The sequence below is a fragment of the Acidobacteriota bacterium genome, assembly GCA_016713675.1.
Taxonomy (GTDB): Bacteria; Acidobacteriota; Blastocatellia; order Pyrinomonadales; family Pyrinomonadaceae; genus OLB17.
This window is the reverse complement of record JADJOS010000005.1, coordinates 217361-234893: the sequence shown is the minus strand read 5'-3', so window position 1 is coordinate 234893 and position 17533 is coordinate 217361. Positions and strand designations below refer to the sequence as shown.

Annotated in this window: 15 protein-coding genes; 2 read left to right on the top strand and 13 right to left on the bottom strand. The window is 52.2% G+C overall.

Features of this window, described 5'->3' with window-relative positions:
* Positions 1-38 precede the first annotated feature (38 nt).
* The 4 genes from IPK01_17880 to IPK01_17865 all read right to left on the bottom strand — a co-directional run bounded on the left by IPK01_17880 (position 39) and on the right by IPK01_17865 (position 5638).
* A complete protein-coding gene (locus IPK01_17880; protein MBK7935303.1) occupies positions 39-668 on the bottom strand; it encodes a hypothetical protein in 630 nt (209 codons plus the stop codon).
* An 11-nt stretch (positions 669-679) separates the two neighbouring features.
* Complete coding sequence (locus IPK01_17875) at positions 680-1201, bottom strand: transcriptional repressor (GenBank protein MBK7935302.1); 522 nt, start codon at positions 1199-1201, stop codon at positions 680-682.
* Positions 1202-1227: 26 nt separating this feature from the next.
* The gene (locus IPK01_17870; protein ID MBK7935301.1) at positions 1228-2052 is read right to left on the bottom strand and encodes a DUF2520 domain-containing protein; all 825 of its coding nucleotides are present in this window, start codon (positions 2050-2052) and stop codon (positions 1228-1230) included.
* Positions 2053-2113: 61 nt separating this feature from the next.
* Positions 2114-5638 carry a hypothetical protein gene (locus IPK01_17865; GenBank protein ID MBK7935300.1) on the bottom strand — a complete coding sequence of 1175 codons (3525 nt, stop codon included), beginning with the start codon at positions 5636-5638 and terminating at the stop codon, positions 2114-2116.
* A 261-nt stretch (positions 5639-5899) separates the two neighbouring features.
* Here IPK01_17865 and IPK01_17860 point away from each other — a divergent pair, with 261 nt between their 5' ends.
* Positions 5900-7090 carry a M48 family metalloprotease gene (locus IPK01_17860; GenBank protein ID MBK7935299.1) on the top strand — a complete coding sequence of 397 codons (1191 nt, stop codon included), beginning with the start codon at positions 5900-5902 and terminating at the stop codon, positions 7088-7090.
* 364 nt (positions 7091-7454) lie between these two features.
* On the opposite strand, the gene IPK01_17855 is transcribed toward IPK01_17860, so the two are convergent.
* The 8 genes from IPK01_17855 to IPK01_17820 form a co-directional block, all read right to left on the bottom strand.
* Entirely contained in the window at positions 7455-8705 is a 1251-nt protein-coding gene (locus IPK01_17855) for a tetratricopeptide repeat protein (GenBank protein ID MBK7935298.1), read from the bottom strand.
* Entirely contained in the window at positions 8706-10220 is a 1515-nt protein-coding gene (bamD, locus tag IPK01_17850; protein ID MBK7935297.1) for an outer membrane protein assembly factor BamD, read from the bottom strand.
* 38 nt (positions 10221-10258) lie between these two features.
* On the bottom strand, positions 10259-10921 hold the full coding sequence (locus IPK01_17845) for a ribulose-phosphate 3-epimerase (GenBank protein MBK7935296.1): 663 nt from the start codon (positions 10919-10921) through the stop codon (positions 10259-10261).
* Between the two features lie 49 nt (positions 10922-10970).
* Positions 10971-11633: a PASTA domain-containing protein gene (locus IPK01_17840; protein ID MBK7935295.1), complete on the bottom strand. Its 663-nt coding sequence runs from the start codon at positions 11631-11633 to the stop codon at positions 10971-10973.
* A gap of 78 nt (positions 11634-11711) precedes the next feature.
* The gene (gene rsmB / locus IPK01_17835; protein ID MBK7935294.1) at positions 11712-13010 is read right to left on the bottom strand and encodes a 16S rRNA (cytosine(967)-C(5))-methyltransferase RsmB; all 1299 of its coding nucleotides are present in this window, start codon (positions 13008-13010) and stop codon (positions 11712-11714) included.
* Complete coding sequence (locus IPK01_17830; protein MBK7935293.1) at positions 13007-13789, bottom strand: hypothetical protein; 783 nt, start codon at positions 13787-13789, stop codon at positions 13007-13009. The genes rsmB and IPK01_17830 overlap by 4 nt, the downstream gene beginning before the upstream one ends.
* Positions 13790-13791: 2 nt before the next feature.
* Complete coding sequence (locus IPK01_17825; protein ID MBK7935292.1) at positions 13792-14730, bottom strand: methionyl-tRNA formyltransferase; 939 nt, start codon at positions 14728-14730, stop codon at positions 13792-13794.
* 2 nt (positions 14731-14732) lie between these two features.
* A complete protein-coding gene (locus IPK01_17820) occupies positions 14733-16271 on the bottom strand; it encodes an alkaline phosphatase (protein ID MBK7935291.1) in 1539 nt (512 codons plus the stop codon).
* On the opposite strand from IPK01_17820, the gene IPK01_17815 reads away from it, so the two are divergent.
* Positions 16271-16597 carry a hypothetical protein gene (locus IPK01_17815; protein ID MBK7935290.1) on the top strand — a complete coding sequence of 109 codons (327 nt, stop codon included), beginning with the start codon at positions 16271-16273 and terminating at the stop codon, positions 16595-16597. The genes IPK01_17820 and IPK01_17815 overlap by 1 nt on opposite strands.
* Here IPK01_17815 and IPK01_17810 read toward each other — a convergent pair.
* Positions 16594-17505: a hypothetical protein gene (locus IPK01_17810; GenBank protein MBK7935289.1), complete on the bottom strand. Its 912-nt coding sequence runs from the start codon at positions 17503-17505 to the stop codon at positions 16594-16596. The genes IPK01_17815 and IPK01_17810 overlap by 4 nt on opposite strands.
* Between the last annotated feature and the right edge of the window lie 28 nt (positions 17506-17533).

Below are 17533 nucleotides of genomic sequence, written 5' to 3'. Positions count from 1 at the left end.
AGATGCGACCGGCCGTTGAGGGAGCCGAGTAGCGACCGCTATTCCTTATCCGTTTTCTTCGCCTTTGATGAGGTCGACCCCGGTTTTGCCGCAGCTCTAGATCGAGGCGGCTTGCTCGCAGCTTCGGGCTTTACGTGTTCTGCAGGTCGTGTCGCTTTCTTAGCCTCTTCCTCTATCTTTCGGCCAAAACCGGCCATTACGTCACCGATCTTACTAAAGACCTCCATCGGCGACTCCATCACATAATTGATCGTCTCGCCGATCGTCACAGCTTCCATTTTGAAAAGCTTCGAGATCTTTTCTTCGAGCGGCAACGCCTCAAATTCGGCTTGGAATTTATCCTTAACTGGCTTTTTCGCTGCTTCGGTCTTTGCTTCTTGCGTCATAATGATGATCTCTCCCGGGCGTTCAACCTTCGTCTCACATACTAAACGTTCATTTGTCCTACGCCCGTTAGATGCAAAATGTTCCGTTTCCGTCGCCGTAAGTTCTGACAAAAGACCGATCCCCGCCGCAACCGCGACCCTGCAATTGTGGATTCCCTTCGTCCGGTCACAAGGATCGAACTTCGCGACGCCGAGCCGCTTCATCGCATCGATCAAATAGGTTCCGGCCGGCACAACGCCCTCGACACCCTCGCGTTCAAATTTTATATCCGTCTCAGTCATTCACGATCCAACTAATTTCCTACTCCTGATCTAACCTTAACACGCGGCTGCGCTCCGGAAGGTGCGGTCGGCAGATCATTTCGCATCTTCTGGCAATCCGAGCAGATTCCCCACATTCGCAGACTGTGATGCGTAGGCTTGAACCCAAAGCTTTCGGCCGCTTTATCTTGCATCGATTCTATCTCGGCAGAGAAGAATTCTATGACCTTGCCGCATTCCGTACAGATCATATGGTCATGATGATCATGGTTGTAATGATGTTCGTAATAGGTTTTGTTATCGCCGAATCGAACTTCTCGGGCCAAACCGGCCTCTGTCAATACCTTCAAGGTGCGGTAGATCGTGGTGTGCCCGACCGACGGATCCTTTTTCCGAACGAGCCAATGAAGATCTTCGATGGTCAAATGCTCCTCGGTCTGGAGAAATATCTCCATGATCAGGTCACGCTGAGCCGTCCGCCGGAGACCCATCCGCTGAATATGATCGAGAAATATCGCCTTTTCCTGAGCAAATTTTTCCTTCCGCTTCGGCATAATGTCACTGACGAAGTACTATTTTATCACCGCAGTTTGCTTTTCGCCATTAGTATTAATTTCTCCACATTCGAGATCTTATCCGCGTCGACTCCGCTCCGGCTGGCGATTTCAAGAGAACGACGTGCGAGGTCCAAATAGATCTCCAGTTCTTCGTCGGACAGCACTCCCTCAAATGCCGCCAGCTGCCGGCTTAGACCATCGGCATCAGCTCGTGCAAACGTTCCTGTGATTGCAGCATCGGTTCCCAGAACATCAATATTATCGATCGTGCTTCTTATCAGTGGAGCAAGTATCTTTGAAGATAATTCTGGGGTTACGCCCGAACGTTCCATCATCGAATGCGACATGTCTATCAGCGCCGTGACGTGGCCGCAGGCGGTAACCGCAGATGCGTGGTAAAGGGCCTTGTTTGCCGCCTTGATCTCAAACGGATCACCGCCGAGGAATTGAACGACAGCCTTCGCTGAAATGACCGCCTCTCGATCGCCTTCTACACAGAAAAAAGCTCCGGAAAAACGTTTCGCACCGAGTTCAGCCGAACTTATAGATACCAGCGGATGAATGGACCCAATCGAACAGCCCGCGTCCGCCAGCACCGACAATTCGCTTGACGACAAGGCACCGCTAGTGTGCAGCACGATCGGCTTGTTACATATGTTTCGCGCCAATTCCGCGGCGACTTTGAAGATCTCGCTATCGGGCGTCGCAACGATGACAATTTCGGACGAAACTCCTTCGATTGGCTCACCTCGGCGGATCAACGATACGACCTTATATTCGGAATCTCGAAACGCGATCTCGAGTGCACCGCCGACTCGTCCTACGCCTATGATTGTTACGCTTGGCATACGACACGAATATAGAACAATTTGATTGCTGTTGGAAATTGGAGCCGTTTCAAATCAATCGTTACGCGACGCTTTCCAGCAGAGATTCGATCTCATCGACTGTTGCATCCCATTCGGGTGAACGGCTATCGGTCTTTATGCGGTTAGTTGGATCCACGCCGGTGATTCTTTCAGTGAACTTCTCGCCAAACGCAAGCTTGATCAGTTTCAGGTCTCCGTTTGTCAATCGAGGTATCGGTTCGTCCGATCGCAGCACCGAGCTCAAATGTTTGGCACCTTCGACAAGTTCGGCATCATTCATATCGATGCCGCCTGAGATCGTTTCGAAGATCAGTTCCTTTCGGGACCTCAAAACTGTTCTAAAATCCCTGACTCCGGCGTTTATTTCAGACCAGAGCTTATCTGAGAGAGATTTCGTCATCTCGGGTTCGAACAAAGAAAATGAGCATCCGCAAAACGGATGATGATCGAGCATCTCGCCTACGTTATATTCACACTCCTTTCGCTGCAATTCGCCGACGATCCTTTTTGCGTTCAATGTAAATTTGAGATCAAAACCGGGCAAGGTGCTGACGCTATTGAATTCCTGCCAAATATCCGTAGCCATGATCTCCGACAATTTCTCGCGTTCGTTACGATCTGACATTGATGAGTCGTGCCGCTCTGTAAAAAGTTCAGCATACGAACGCCGGAATCGATTCCAGAGCACCGTCAGGTTTTCACTAGTGGTTGTTTTACTGTCAAAGAAATTTGCCTCGATCGCCTGCTGAAGCTTGAGTCTTAGTTGGTCGACAGCAGCATCGCCCGTATATTCGCAGAGTGATAGATATGCCGAAGCCTCACTCCGAGCCGCAGCACCCGCGAGAAATTCATCCACGGTCATCAGATCGTCCTTTCGCCGGTCAAATTCAGTTTCCGAATCCGAGAACACATCAGCGATCTGTTCTAAACAGCTTTCTAGCGACTTTCCGTTGACCAATACGGAATTGATCGAATCAGCAACGACGCTGAATGACCGCAGCGATATTGTTGCAAGCCGCCAGATCTTGGCGTTAAAACGGTCGTCACTGATCTCGTCGAAACGTTTCGAGATGTTCTTCTTGTCCCAACCGGCTACCCACTCCTGGAGATCGGCGAGTATTGCCAACCGATCCTCGCTCTGCTCGAACGACCGGATCTTTTTATGTCCGGCGATCTTTGATGCCCACCAGATCAGACGTGCATTCGGATAGGTAGCAACGCTTGGCCGCGCGACAGCGACCACATCATCCCAAATGATCTTGAGGTCCATCGAGCGACGGTTGATCCGATCTCCGGATGCCGTTACAAACTCGATCATCCGGGCTCCCGCCATCGCTGCCAGGACCAGGTACACAGCCTCACGAACGAGGCCGTATGGAGCCTCGCCCAATTTTACAAAGACCGACTCGAGCGGAATCGATTCGGCGTTGTCACTGAGCGTAGAAAGTATATTATGAACAAGCCGTAACTCCCCCAACTGGTCAATACTCACCGGAGAATAGATCTCGCCCAGCTTTTCAGCCAACCCAAGCGGCTGCGCATAAGTTGCGGCTTGCCATTGGACCTCGTCCAACGTGGGCCGAGCTCCGCTGAAAAAATCGGATACGAGCGACGACACCTCTTTCATCCGAATTACCTGTGAAAAATACGGATGTGACGGAAACCGGCCTTCGAAAACCGCCTCGAGCATCGAAGTCGCTACCTGCGACAGACTTTGAGCCTCACGCGCCTCATTTGTGAAGTTGTATTCGAACCCGTCGATCGCAAGAACACCATCGACTAGAAAAATTCGTTGAAAGATCTTTTCCGCCGCAACGCTGTGCGTCTGAACTGCCGCAGCGATATGGTCTTTGAATTCAGAACGTATTGTTGCATCAGATTGAAGAACCGAAAGCCGCTTTAGAGTATCTTTTTCGTCATCGCGTAATTCGGCCGGTTTCCAAACAATGCTGGTGTCATCACCCGTTGAAGCAACTAGTGTTTCCTTTCCGGGACAGATCCTTGCTTGCCAATCATATCCCTCAGGCAGCCGCGAAACATTTGCATCCATCTCGGCATTTAGATCCCAATAGATACGCCCCTTTCTGCTGCCGCCCCGCCAAATAACGGCACTTTCAGTCACGTCTACCGATGTTTCATTGCCAACCGCAGAGAAACTGCAATCAGCAAAGCGGTCGCACATCACTTTTTTCAGAGCGTCGGCGATGTCTTGTTCAGAAACACCTCCGATTGCCTCTTCCATTGCGATCTTAAGATCGTCCTTGTCAAACAATCTCAAGGCAAATCGCGTCTCGCCGGAATTGTCGGTCGTCACCTGAACATGTGACGCCGCCGAATCAGCGAATGCCGTGAGCATGGCCTGGACTTCGTGAACGGCAGACTGTGGGCTATGTTCATCAAAGATCAGCATCGAAGCGCCGATCTCTTCGGCAGTAGCACCGTCATCGTTGAGCGAAAAAAGGAACAAGCCTTTCAGTATGAGTTTTGCCTGAAGCCGTTTCATCACCGGCGTTTTCGCGACTACAGCATCGTTCAATTTGTCAAAAGTGACGAAGGCGTCTCTTAGCGCGTCGATCTGCCGCAACCCCTTTTCAACACTGTCAAAAACCTCGTCAGGAGCGATCAGAGAATTCGCCGGACGACCCATGATACGGGCCCCTGCTTCGGACGCGAATCCGAGCAAAGCAAATTCGTGTAGATAAAGCCTAACGAACGGGGCGATCTCCATGATCGCCGGATGCAGCGGATAAAGCGACGAAAACCGCTGTTCGCTCCAGCGAAATCCCGGCACGACCTCACGATAATAGTCGTAAATATCATGCAGCACTGAACGCATTCTCGAGTGTTTAGGAAAAATATGTGAATCGACGATCTTGTAAAGATGTTCCTGGTCCAGGTAATCGATCGCAAAACTCTTCGAAATTCCGGAGTTCACACCATCGGCACCGGCGATGTCGTCGTCGAGAGCAATACCAACGAACACACCTAGACGCTTTGCGATCTCGGCGATCTCCCCAAGCACCATTCCGTCATCACGTGAAACACGTTCGTTTCGCTCGAAAGCAGTATCAATGAGCAGTATCAATGGCAGGTCGCCGGTACCACTCGTGCCCTGCATCAACAGTTCGGTGAGCGAATCTGACAGTTTGATGGGCTCGATTCCAACGATCGGAGATATGGCGTCCTTCAGTTCGGCGATCAATGTATCGCTCGTACCGCGGCGAATGAATGCAACTGGAAACTGCCGGCGGGCGAGAGCATGTGTTGTTGACGACACCAATGGATCCGAAATCCTAGACCGCAATTCCGGATGCCCGAGTAACGCCCCAAATGCCGCCAGAAAATGACTCTTGCCTACGCCGCGAAATCCTGCCAAAGCGTTTGCAGCACCATTACCGTCCTTGATCCGCGACGCCCGATTGAGCCATTTGCTCATCAGGTCGGATGTCACGTCGGTAAAATGATAGCCCGAAACCGTTTGCGCAGGATCGACACCGAAATTAACGATGCTGCCGTGCGAGCGGACTTCGACTATATCTTTGACCTTTTCTTCTATGCGTTTCATTTTTCGAAGCGGAACCAGCGGAGCTTTGACACATTACGAGAGCATTAGGTGAGGCCTCGCCAACCGCTATTTTAACAAGTTTGATCACTTATTAAAATAGCTTTTTTTGCAATTTCTAAAAATTCGATCTTTTTTTCTATCAATCGGTCGGAACCGCAACTCTTTGTGCATTTTCGGCATCATATAACCGTTGATTTTCAGAAAGGTATAACGCTACAATTTTGTGAATAAGGCAAGTTGTTTGGGAGGCTGTTTATGACTATGGGTTTTGGACGAAAATTGGGTGCATACTCGATCTTTGCGAGTCTTTGGTTTGGTTCAGTTGCAATAATGCCTGCAAATACGTTTGGGCAGGAAGTTCCGGTCGCCGCAAAGGACACAAAAGCGGACAAAAAGGACAAAAAGCAGAAGAAGGAAGCCAAAGCCACTCCGACGCCGTCCGGCCCTGCCGCACTTTCGGCGAAGGATGACCCTAATCAGATCGGCAAGCGTAAGATCAATGGAGGCTCGGATAAGTTCTTTGGTTGGCTCGGCGGCTCGCAGGAGAAGGAGATCGCCATCGGCCGTCAGCTAGCCTTGCAGGTCGAGCAGCAATCTAAACTCGTCGAAGACCCGCTCGTTACCGAATATGTCAACCGTGTCGGCCAGAACATCGTTCTTCACTCAGACGCCAAGCTGCCGTTTACCATTAAGGTCATTGACAGCGACGAGGTCAATGCATTCGCATTACCCGGCGGATTTTTCTACGTCAATCGCGGCCTTATCCTTGCGGCTGACAATGAGGCTGAACTCGCCGGCGTTATGGCCCACGAGATCGCCCATGTCTGTGCCCGGCACGCCATGGAAAATCAGGGTAAAGGCACCTTTATCAATTACGCCGCAATCGCCGGGATAATTTTCGGGGGACCGATAGTGAGCGGCATTCTGCAGAACGGCGGCGGGATCCTCGCCGGCCTCGCCTCACTCAAGTTTTCGCGTGGAGCCGAAACCGAAGCTGACAACCTAGGCGTCCAATATCTCTACGCTTCGGGATACGATCCGATGGGGATGTCGACAATGTTCGAAAAGCTCGCATCGCAGAATAAGAAAAAGCCCGGAGCGATCCAGAAGCTGTTTTCGACTCATCCTCCGTCCGCCCAGCGGCAGGATGAAAGCGTTCGTATCGTTTCACGCTTTCCCGAAAAAGAAGAATACGTAATTACGACCTCTGAATTTCAACGTGTCAAAGCTCATTTGCTGCGGCTGACCAACGCCAAAGCATCGATCAGCAGCGACTATGATGAAGCCGGCGACGCTAAACCCACGCTCAAAAAGCGCCAGCCTGATGCAGCGACTGACCCGTCTCTCGATACAGGTGACGGCACCAGCACATCAAACGACGGCCCGCCCAAACTAAAGAAACGAACCGAACCGACGGATCCCCAACCGTCACCCTCACCATCGCCGCAATAGTAATCAGCTGAAATTGATAGTCAAGGCTGTCCAACCGGACAGCCTTTTTCTCTATGGTCCGCAAGAGCCGCGTAAACGCTTAAAGTGCAAGCCCTAAAGTTGGCAAGGGTTTAATATCCACGATCAGGTCATGGCTCAACTTCCGACACACCTCACCAAGCGGCTTTTTGACCGCGGCAAACGCCCAAATAAGTGCCGCCAATCTTCAAATCAGGTATCACCGATCGCCATAAAGAAGGTACCAAACTCCGTCTTTACGCGGCTTGTTGATCAAATTGTGGTAGGTACCACAATTGATACGTGCAACGAACACCACACTGCTCGTTTTGCCCACAATTGGGTTTGAGAGTACGAGTGATATGTTCTAGCTCGAAAATAGATCTTGCTGTCCGAGGAGCTTCCGGGCACGGCTGATCGTAGCATTTACGTCGGCGGTTCGTTTTGCGGTTTTGTAAGCTTGGATAAGTTTGCCAAAAACGAGGATAGCGAATTCACGGTCCTCTGACGAAATCATAGCCGACCTACCGATCTCCCGCGTCTCGAGAGCCTTTTCAAACGCTTCGACGGCTTCGGCAACTCGATCAGCCTTTGTGTAGATATCACCTAACGCTACCTGGAGAGATGCAGAACCGGCTCTATTTGTCAGCCAGAGAGCTAATGCCGATCGTTTAAGTCCCGCTGCGGCATCGTCGATACGCCCGCTGCTTGCCTGCATTTGAGCTATTAGTTCGTAAAGTGTGACGTTTTCAGGATTGGTATAAACAGCCTGCTGCAGCGATTGGATAGCGGTGGAGGAAACTGACGTTTCGCTGGACTCAACAGCTTGCTTGAGCAGCAAGATCGCAAGAGGACTGTCAGGTTCGTCCGCAACGACGCGGCTCAGGACCTCGACCGCTTCGGCCATTTGCCCCGCATCGACGAGTGCGGAACCGAGTTTGATCGAAGCAGCCTCCGGAGCCAGGCTTTCGGCCGCCCCCATTACCTGACGGTAAAATCCAATCTCAAGCGGTTGGGCAGATGCAAGCCACTTTCTAAGCGCCTCGATGCGTTCTTTCGGCATTTTAAGCTGATCGTAGAACGCTGCCTGAAAAGCCCATCCTTCGGCGAACCGCGGATCGATCCTTGTCACTTCTTTCCACGCCGCGATCGCAATATCAGCAGATTTCTTATCCAGGACCCCAAAATTAATTCGGCTTTTGAAAGTACTCAGACGGGCGATTATCCGCTGAGCACCAAAGTTGTTCCGATCGATCGCAACGGCTCTACTTGCGAGTTCTATTGCAGAATCGATGTCGTTCGGCGGAGTGATAATAGCTAATTCCGCCAATGCCGTATAAGCTTCGGCAAGCGACGGATCGAGTTCAACGGCCCGCTGATAGGCTGCTCGCGATAGCCGGGTGTTATTCGAAATAGCAGCCTGTGACCGAGTCCTTTGACTTGCCCACGCATACCTTTGGCCTTCGAGCAATGACGCCAATGCCTGTTCCCGACGCTCACGAGTGACAGTCACTGCCGTGCTCTTCGCCGGCAACGGTGAGCCCGTGGGAACGATCTGGCCGTCTGCGGAAAAGACCCCGAGAATAAGAACAAAAAATACTGGTCCAATTCTGATCATTTATTGCTTTTGTGGTATCTGTTGCGGAACACTTTTCGGCTGTACCGTCGGCCTTTGCGAGATCACTGTCGTAAGTGCCTGAGGTATTTGATTGACCATTATGTCGCCTTGATTTTCGATGATCTGGTCGATCAGTTCAAATGACTCTTTGTCAAAATTACGGGTCATTAGAACCCCATCTTTGTCGATCGTCATTGGGTAAATGCCGAACAACTGATTCTTGAAGTTTTGAAAGAACGAAACGTCTTCAGCATGCATTATTGCGGCTCTCTCAGGATTAGCCGCCGGGATCGTGGCTCCAATAAGCTCGAGTTGCTCCTTTGCTTTCGAAACATACTCGCTGTTCGGATAATCACTGACGATCTGCTGAAAATATCTCGCTGCCTGATCGGTCTCTTCCTCGATCTGATAGGTCACTGCCATTTTGAAGAGGACCTCGTCCATGAACTTGAAGTTCGGGTATTTATCAACGATCTCGCGATAGCGTGACTGCGAACCTTTTAGGCCTCCCTTTTTCTGGTCGACGGACAGCGTATAGTAATAATTTGCGATCAGCAGGTTATGAAGGCCGAGATTGTCCTGGACCTCGTTCAATCGCGTTTCCGCTGCCGGCCGAAGGATGGAATTCGGATATTGCTGGAGCAAAGCCTTAAGCCGCGTTTCCGCACGCTTCGCCCGAGTCGCATCACGATCTGGCAGGCCGATCTGGCGCATTTCAGACTCAGCGATCTTCAAAACGACCCGATCCGCTAACGGATGTGTCGGGAAGAATGTCAGCCAATCTTGGTATGCAGCAATAGCCTGTATTAGGCCGCCTGTAGAGCCTTCAATAAAAAAAGAATCAGCTACCGCCAGTTTTGACATCGGCAAATAAGGCGAATCCGGGTAGGTCGTTATGATCGTCTGAAACAGCAGCCGTCCGACATCATAGTTTCGTTTGCGGACTTCGCGGGTCGCAACGATGAACAATTCCCGATCGCGTCCCGGCGTAACCGTTCCGATCAGTTCGTCATATTCATCGTTGCCGCCTCCACCGAAAATACCTAGAAACTTCTTCTTTTTCTTGACCTCGCGGGCTTTTCCTTCGTTTGATTCCGGATTGGCTCGAGCACTGGCAGTTTCGATCTGGACCCTGTCGACCCGAACCTGCAGATCGGCAACAGCTTGTTCCAAGGCGTCGACATCTCCTCTATCGTACTTTTCGCCTCGATCGACCTTACCTCGCATGCTCGAAACGTCTCCGCGAAGACGATTGGTTTCCTTTTCGAGACTGAGCAATCTTCCAAGCGGCGAATCGAGATTCTCTTTATCTCCTTTTTTGCTATTGTCACCTTTAGACTCTTGCTTTAGAACTGACGCAGCACTCGAGAGAGAACGTTTCATCGTATCGAGTTTGTCCTGCATTACTCCAAGACGCTGCATTGCCGTGCCATCGGCCTGCTTTGTTTGGGCAAATCCAAACGAAACACTGAACAATGCGATCAGAACCAAAAGGATAGTATTTTTACTTCTCATATCAACCATAAATAACAAACGACAAGAGCACCATTGAATTAAACCCACGATGTTCCATTCTCTATCAATTCTCTGACCGCAGCGGCGGGATCTCCGCTACCGTAAACGGCCGAACCGGCAACAATGATCTCCGCACCTGCAGCAATGACTTCAGCAATATTCGTGCGATCCACTCCGCCGTCGATCTCGATCCTGGTATCCAGTCCGCGATCATTGATCATTTGCTTCAGCCTGCGAACTTTGTTGAGTACGGGCGAAATGAACTTCTGTCCTCCAAAGCCCGGATTCACAGACATTACCAATATAAAATCCGCGTAGGGCAACGCTTCTTCAAGTGCACTCAGCGGTGTTGCAGGATTGATAGCGATCCCGCATTTGGCACCGGCGTCCCGTATTGACGCGAGCGTGCGGTGTAGATGAACATCAGCCTCAACGTGGACCGAAACCATGTCGGCGCCCGCTTTCGCAAATTCGGCCGCATAACGGCCCGGTTCTTCGATCATCAGATGCGTATCGATCGTCATGCTCGTAGCCGCTCTAAGTGACCTGACCACCGGCAATCCGATCGTAATGTTCGGCACGAACCTGCCATCCATTACATCGACGTGCAAAACCGTTGCACCACCTGCCTCGACCGACCTGACCTCTTCACCAAGCCGCATAAAGTCTGCCGACAAAAGCGACGGAGCTATCTCGAACATTGCCAACGGTTCTCTTTGTTTTGTTGCAGTTTCCACCGGTTTCGTTGCTCTAACGGTTAGGACGCGTAGTTGTTCTCGGTTTAGTATCACCGCCGGCCGGTCTCGTGGTTCCCGCGGGGCCGGTCTGTTTATTTCCTGGAGCCGTCGAATTCTTATTGGTCTTGTCTGTCGAATTGTTATTCGAGCCGGGGTCTTTCTTGTTCGAATTTGAATCCGCCGAATTTGAGTTTGAATTGGACGTTTCGGTATTCACATCACGAGCTGTGTCTGCCTTTTTGCGATTTGTATTTGTATTTGTCTTTGTCTTCTTCGGCTTATCGGTGATCATCTCCTCGATCTTGTCCGAGTCATCTTCGTCCGTTGTCGGAATCGTTTTTGGCAATTCCTCACCGCTCGCCGGGGCTTTGCTCGTAACGACGAGAATACGCTGGCCGGTCTTCACGGTCTCGCCGGGCCGCGGCAACTGCTCGATGATCGTATTTGGCGGCTCGGCGCTTACCCGATCTGCCCGTTTCTTTATCTTAAGGCCGAGTGACGCAAGTTCAGTTTCGCTTTCAGAAAATGACTTTCCGGTGATCTCGGGGACCTTGATCTCGGCGCCCTGAAGAGACATGTAAACAACTGTCGCCATGCCGAACAGAAACACTGCCGCGAGTACGGCAAGGGCAATGAGTTTACCTATCGCTGAGAAACCGGTCTTCAGAAAGCTCATCCTAATAATTCTCCGAAAAAATCAAAACGAAAGTTTATCATTTTTAGCACGATCTGTAACGCAGGCGGAGTCCAAATGCTAAGCTTCGGACATTTTACGAAATGCCGCAATAAAGAACCCGTCCATACCGTCCTGATGCGGAAATGTCCGGGCGTAACCTTCACTTTCGCACAGACCGAGCGGGACATTCGGCTCGATCTGCTTGAACCGAGCGTCATATCCTAAAAATGTACGGCAGACGCTTTCGTTCTCTTCCACTTCAAGCGAACATGTAGAATAAACAAGCAAACCGCCATTCTTCACGACTTTGGATGCAGTTCGCAGCAGTCCGAGTTGTTTCCCCGAATATCTCTCAAAGCCGTCCGCATCAAGGTTGTACCTGATCTCCGGATTGTGGCGGATGGTGCCGGTTCCCGAACATGGTGCGTCGACCAGGACCACATCAAATTGCCCTGAGCCGAACGGGAGCGCGTGTTCCGCGTCAAATTGAATCACTTGCACCGTCTCACAACCTTGCCGTCGGCAATTTTGCATTAGAAATTCCGTCCTCGTTCCGCTCACATCCCCGGCAATGATGATTGCCGATGGATCCGATGAAGCTGCGATCGCGGTCGTTTTGCTTCCGGGCGAGGCACAAATGTCGAGAAACCGGTCACCGGCAGCCAAATGTACGGCTTGAGCGACCATTTGCGAGGCTTCGTCCTGAAAATATAACTCGCCGGCGGCTTCGAGCTCACGCAGCCACGGTGTTATCCGATCCGCAAAATAGCAGCCTCGCACTGTTTCGGACCGTTCGAAGTCTGTCAGTACCTGCAAAACGTCTTCGCTGGTCTTTTTCGTTCTTCGGAATGCTACTCTCGGTATCTCGTTGTTTGATGCGGCGATCGCGGCGGCTTTTTCGAGCCCAAATTGGGCGGTCCAGCGTTCTACCAGCCAACGCGGATGAGATGTTTCGACCGAAATACGGTCTGTTTCGTCTCGATACCGGACCTTTACATCTTCGCGTACAGCACTCCTGAGTATCGCGTTGACAAATCCGGCTGCGGATCTCTTCTTGGCATGTTTTACGAGTTCGACGCTTTCATTTATCGCAGAATGGTCAGGAATGCGGTCGAGGAACTTGAGCTGGTAAAGCCCCATTCGCAGTGCGATGGAGACAGCGTCATCCAGTTTCTTTCCCTTCGAAAGCTGATCAACGAGGCGGTCGAGATACATCTGACGCCTAAGCGTTCCGAGAACGATCTCATGAACCAATCCGCGATCGCGTTCATCAAGTTTTGCTTCGTATTGAGGCAATAAGACGGACGAAAATGCCCGTTCCGTTTCGATCTTAAGTAGAATTTCAAACGCGGCTAGCCTCGACGGAGATATTTTCATTTGCGAGCCTTTTTGTTCAAGCCGCGTTGGGAATAATCCGGGCCGGTTCCCTGCTTTAATGAGCTGTCGAGCGTTCGGCGCTCGTCGAAGACAAAACATTCGCCTTCCCATTGGGTCTCGTCGGCCGGTATCTCCTCGATGTAGCGGAGGATGCCGCCTTCGAGTTGATAGATCTCTTCGAATCCGAGGCTTTTCATGTACGGGGCAAACTTTTCGCAGCGAATGCCGCCTGTGCAGAACATCGCGACGCGTTTGTGTTTATCCGGATCGAGGTTTTCGGCGACGAAATCGGGCAGATCCGAGAATTTTACGGTCTGCGGGTTGATCGCTCCGCGGAAAGTGCCGTTCTTGTATTCGTAATCGTTACGCGTGTCGAGCAGGATCGTGTCCGGGTCTGCAATTATCGCGTTCCAATCGGCCGGTTTGACGTGCGTGCCGGCTCCGAGCGAGATGTCGACGGCTTTTTTGAGGGTGACGATCTCGGGTTTGATCTTGACGTCGATCTTTCGCAAAGGGCGGTTATCATGGAACGAGACCTTCGGCACTACCTTCGTATCCAGCGCAGCTTCGAATTGAGGCATAAAAGCGCCGATCTCGTCCTGCGTACCGCAAATGCAGGCGTTGAAGCCTTCGTTCGCGAGTATTATCGTTCCGCGGACGCCCGTTTCGAGCATCAACGCCTTGAGCTCAAGTTTCAGCTCGTCGAGAGCAGCTACGGACGGAACGTCCTTGAACTCGTAGAAGTTAATTATCTGATATATCTCTTTCGTTTCAGTCACTTTTAGGTCCCTAACAATGTTCCGACGGCCGGTTTTACTCCGTTATTAAAGTCGCGTGTCGTCATGCGGCGTTTGCCTTCGATCTGCAGCTCATACACTGAGATAAATGTTGCCTCGCCGCAGGCGATCACGAGATCATCTCCCTTGGCAGCAACGATAGTTCCCTCTTCCGCAGCCCGTGGCAACTCATCCGGAATAACGACCGAGCTCCGCCAGATCGTCAGACGCTTGCCGCCCAGGTACGTAAAGGCGGTCGGGAACGGTTGGAAGCCGCGTACTCTATTATTAACATTCGCGGCGGTCATAGAAAAGTCGATTCGGCCGTCGTCCTTCTTCATTATAGGTGCGAGCGAGGCGGCGGTGTGGTCCTGTAACTTCGGCTCGATCGAATCCAAGCCGCCGAGCGTCTCGATCAACAGCTCAGCCCCCATTTCCGACAAACGTTCCATCAATTCTATCGCGTTCTCGTCCTCGCCGATCTCAGTTGCTCGCTGCAAAAGGATGTTGCCCGTGTCGAGCCCAACGTCCATCATCATCGTCGTAACGCCGGTCTCTCGTTCACCGTTGGCGATAGCCCAATTCACCGGAGCTGCACCGCGATATTTAGGTAACAGCGAGAAATGAACGTTGATCGCACCGTGCGGAAAGGCGTTCAGCCACGTTTCAGGCAATATCCGTCCGTACGCAACGACGACGGCAACGTCCGCCGAGTGAGATCTGAACTCCGCGAGTGCTTCGTCGGTCCGTATCTTTGCAGGTTGATACACCGCCAAACCACGCTCGATCGCGTATTCCTTGACGGAAGATGCGTGCAGCTTGTTGCCGCGTCCCGCCGGCTTATCGGGCTGCGTATACGCGGCGACGACATCGTGATGCGACTCCATCAACTTTGCCAGCGATGCGACCGCCGCCCGCGGCGTTCCCATGAAGACAATTCTCATCTCTATTTCCGCCCGAGCCGAAGTGCGTCTGCCATGACATAGAATATCCAATTCTGCTCCATGCTTCCGCGAAAGAGCTGAGCGTTCGGGCCAATCGCGAAAATAGCTACGTCCTCTCCGCCGTGAGTTTCCGAGCCGAAAGGAATTCTCGCTTCCTGTTTGTAATCGGGCTTCAGCACTTCTTCCTGAGTCAGCACGGGCCTGTCGCCGGCTTTCGCACCCGGGCCATTGGCATAACCGAGCGTCGTGTATGGTTTCTTGTCCCTGTCGAGCTTGTAATCGGGATCAATAGTGCCGTTCGGGCCTACCTCGCGAGCCAGGCCGAGAATGTTATTGCCTCTCGCGGGATATCCCTGAATAAAGATCGTGTGGCTGTGGTCTGCCGTGACGACAATGAGAGTTTCGTCGAGGTTGACCTTGCTTACGGCGGTCCTGACGGCGTTTGAAAGTTCCACAGTATCGGTCAACGCACGGTACGCGTTGCCGTCGTGGTGGGCGTGATCGATGCGGCCGGCCTCGACCATGAGGACATAGCCCTTTTTATTGTTGGCAAGGATGTCTATCGACTTGGCGGTCATCTCTGACAAGCTGGGCTCGCCTGCCGGATCCTTTGCACGGTCGTATTCATACTGCATATGCGACGGCTCGAAGAGTCCGAGCAGATGTTTCGTCTTGCGGGCGTCCACGGCGTCGAACTGCTGCTTGTTCCAGACGTACTGCGAACCGCCGTGAATTTTCAGCCATTCCGCAGTAAGGTCGCGGCCGTCGAGTCTCTCTCCACGCCGAGCCGCGTATTCCGGATCAACGGCATCTTTAGGTAGGAATTTACTCCGTCCGCCGCCGATCGCGACCTCGAGGCCGATGCCGTAGTTGAATTCGAGCATTTGGCTGGCAATATCGGGGAATTTCGCTTCGTACGCAGGCTTATTCAGCCTCAGAATGTCTGCGTCTGATTCCCAATCACGGTCCGGCGTGTTTGCGTAACATGCCGCCGGCGTCGCATGGGTCAATCGCGCGGTCGATACGACTCCGGTCGAAAGGCCGGCATCTTCCGCGTAGGCAAATAATGACTTCGTCTCGTTGCCGGCAACTGTTTTCCAGTCCGAGCGAACTACTTTCTGATTTACGCTGATTACACCTTCGTCCGTTTTGACTCCGGTGATGATCGCGGACATTGTCGGCGCACTGTCGCTGGTCTGCTGATCGGCAGAATATGTCTTCGACAGGGCCGTGTAGGGGAACATCTCAAAGCTAAGGCGATTTTCTTCGCCCGATTCGCCCCGCTGCTGTCCCTCAAAGATTCGCGCCGCCGTCAGCGTGGATATTCCCATGCCGTCGCCGACAAATATGATCACATTCTTGGCCTTTTTGCGGATCTTGGTGCGTTTCGCGGCGTCCACCGCAGCCCAACCGCCGCTCTGCCAGGTCTCGGCCGATTCCGTCCGCTTCACCGGAAACGGAGCCTGAGGCACCTGCGCCCAAGCCGAAGCCGCGAACGAGAGGATACAAGTTATCGCTAGTAGCCGTTTAGTTACTTTCATTGTTCTTTAATCATAACAAACCCGCCGTCGCCGTGACAGAGGTCGCCGAAGCCTCTGCAAGAACCTCTGCAGCCGTAACAGAGGACTCTGCAGCCGCAACAGAGGTTACTGCAGGCGTGACGGAGGTTGCTGCAGCCGCAACAGAAGTTACTGCAGCCGTATCAGAGGTTGCTGACGCCGTGACAGAGGACTCTGCTGCCGTAACAGAGGTTGCGGTTGCCGTGACAGAGGTTGTTGTCAACCTGTCGCGGCTCCCAAAAGAGTCAAAAAAGGCCGCCGAAAGCTCTCGGCGGCCTTTGAATTACTCATATGCAGCTCGTATTTAGTAAGCGCAGTGGTAATTTGCGTTCTCAAAGATGTTCACCCACTTATTTCCTTTCCGCTGATAGGCAGTAAAGCCCGCACCTTCGAAAGACGGCTGCGTCGTAAAGATCTCGTTGACGCCGTCGCCGTCAAAATCAAAGCTATCTAACAGTACTTCGTGGTAAATTCCGTCGTCGACGTCCTTGATCTCCTGGCTCATGACGTCCTTTTGCTCGACGCGGCTGTAAGCCACGTGGCCGAAGGTGTATTTTCCGTTGGCGCCTTTGTCCGCGATGAAGAAAAGCAGGTCGCGCGTGAATTTATCAACGTCGACCCAGTAACTCCCGACCAGTTCGACCTTTCCGTCGTTGTTGACATCGATGGCGGTGAGGTTTTGCGACTTGAGCACAGACGGCGTCAGCTTCTTTTTGGCGAATTCCTTCTTAACAAGGGCCTCGATCTCGCTGCGCTCTGCCGTCGTCGGCCTGCGGCGAACACTCGCAGCCTTGTTCTTGATCGCGGCATTCGTCGCCAGGCCCATGACAAATCCCTTGAGGATCACTTTTGGTGATTTGACGGCGATCTCAGCCGTATTCTTGCTGCAATCAGCCGTTGCGTACGATTTTTTGACCGTCACATTACCCGCACCGGCTCCGCCGAAGACAAATCTATACGTCGCTCCGGTCTTGTAATACACCTTGCTGAACGCGTTGATAATTCCCTGGTCGCTGTCGCCTCCGACGGGATTCTCGAGACGCTTGCCGTTAATGTACGCGATCGGTTCGAGGCTCTGTCCGTCATTTAGTACGGCGAAAATGATCGGTTTCGGGGGCTTGGCAGGTGTATTCCGCTTCTGTCCAAGCAGCGGCGTGACCGTCGAAGCCAAAACAAGGGCCGATACGACTAAACTCGCAAATCGATTAGCTTTCATAGGGTTATATTTGTGTTGCAAAGCGCCG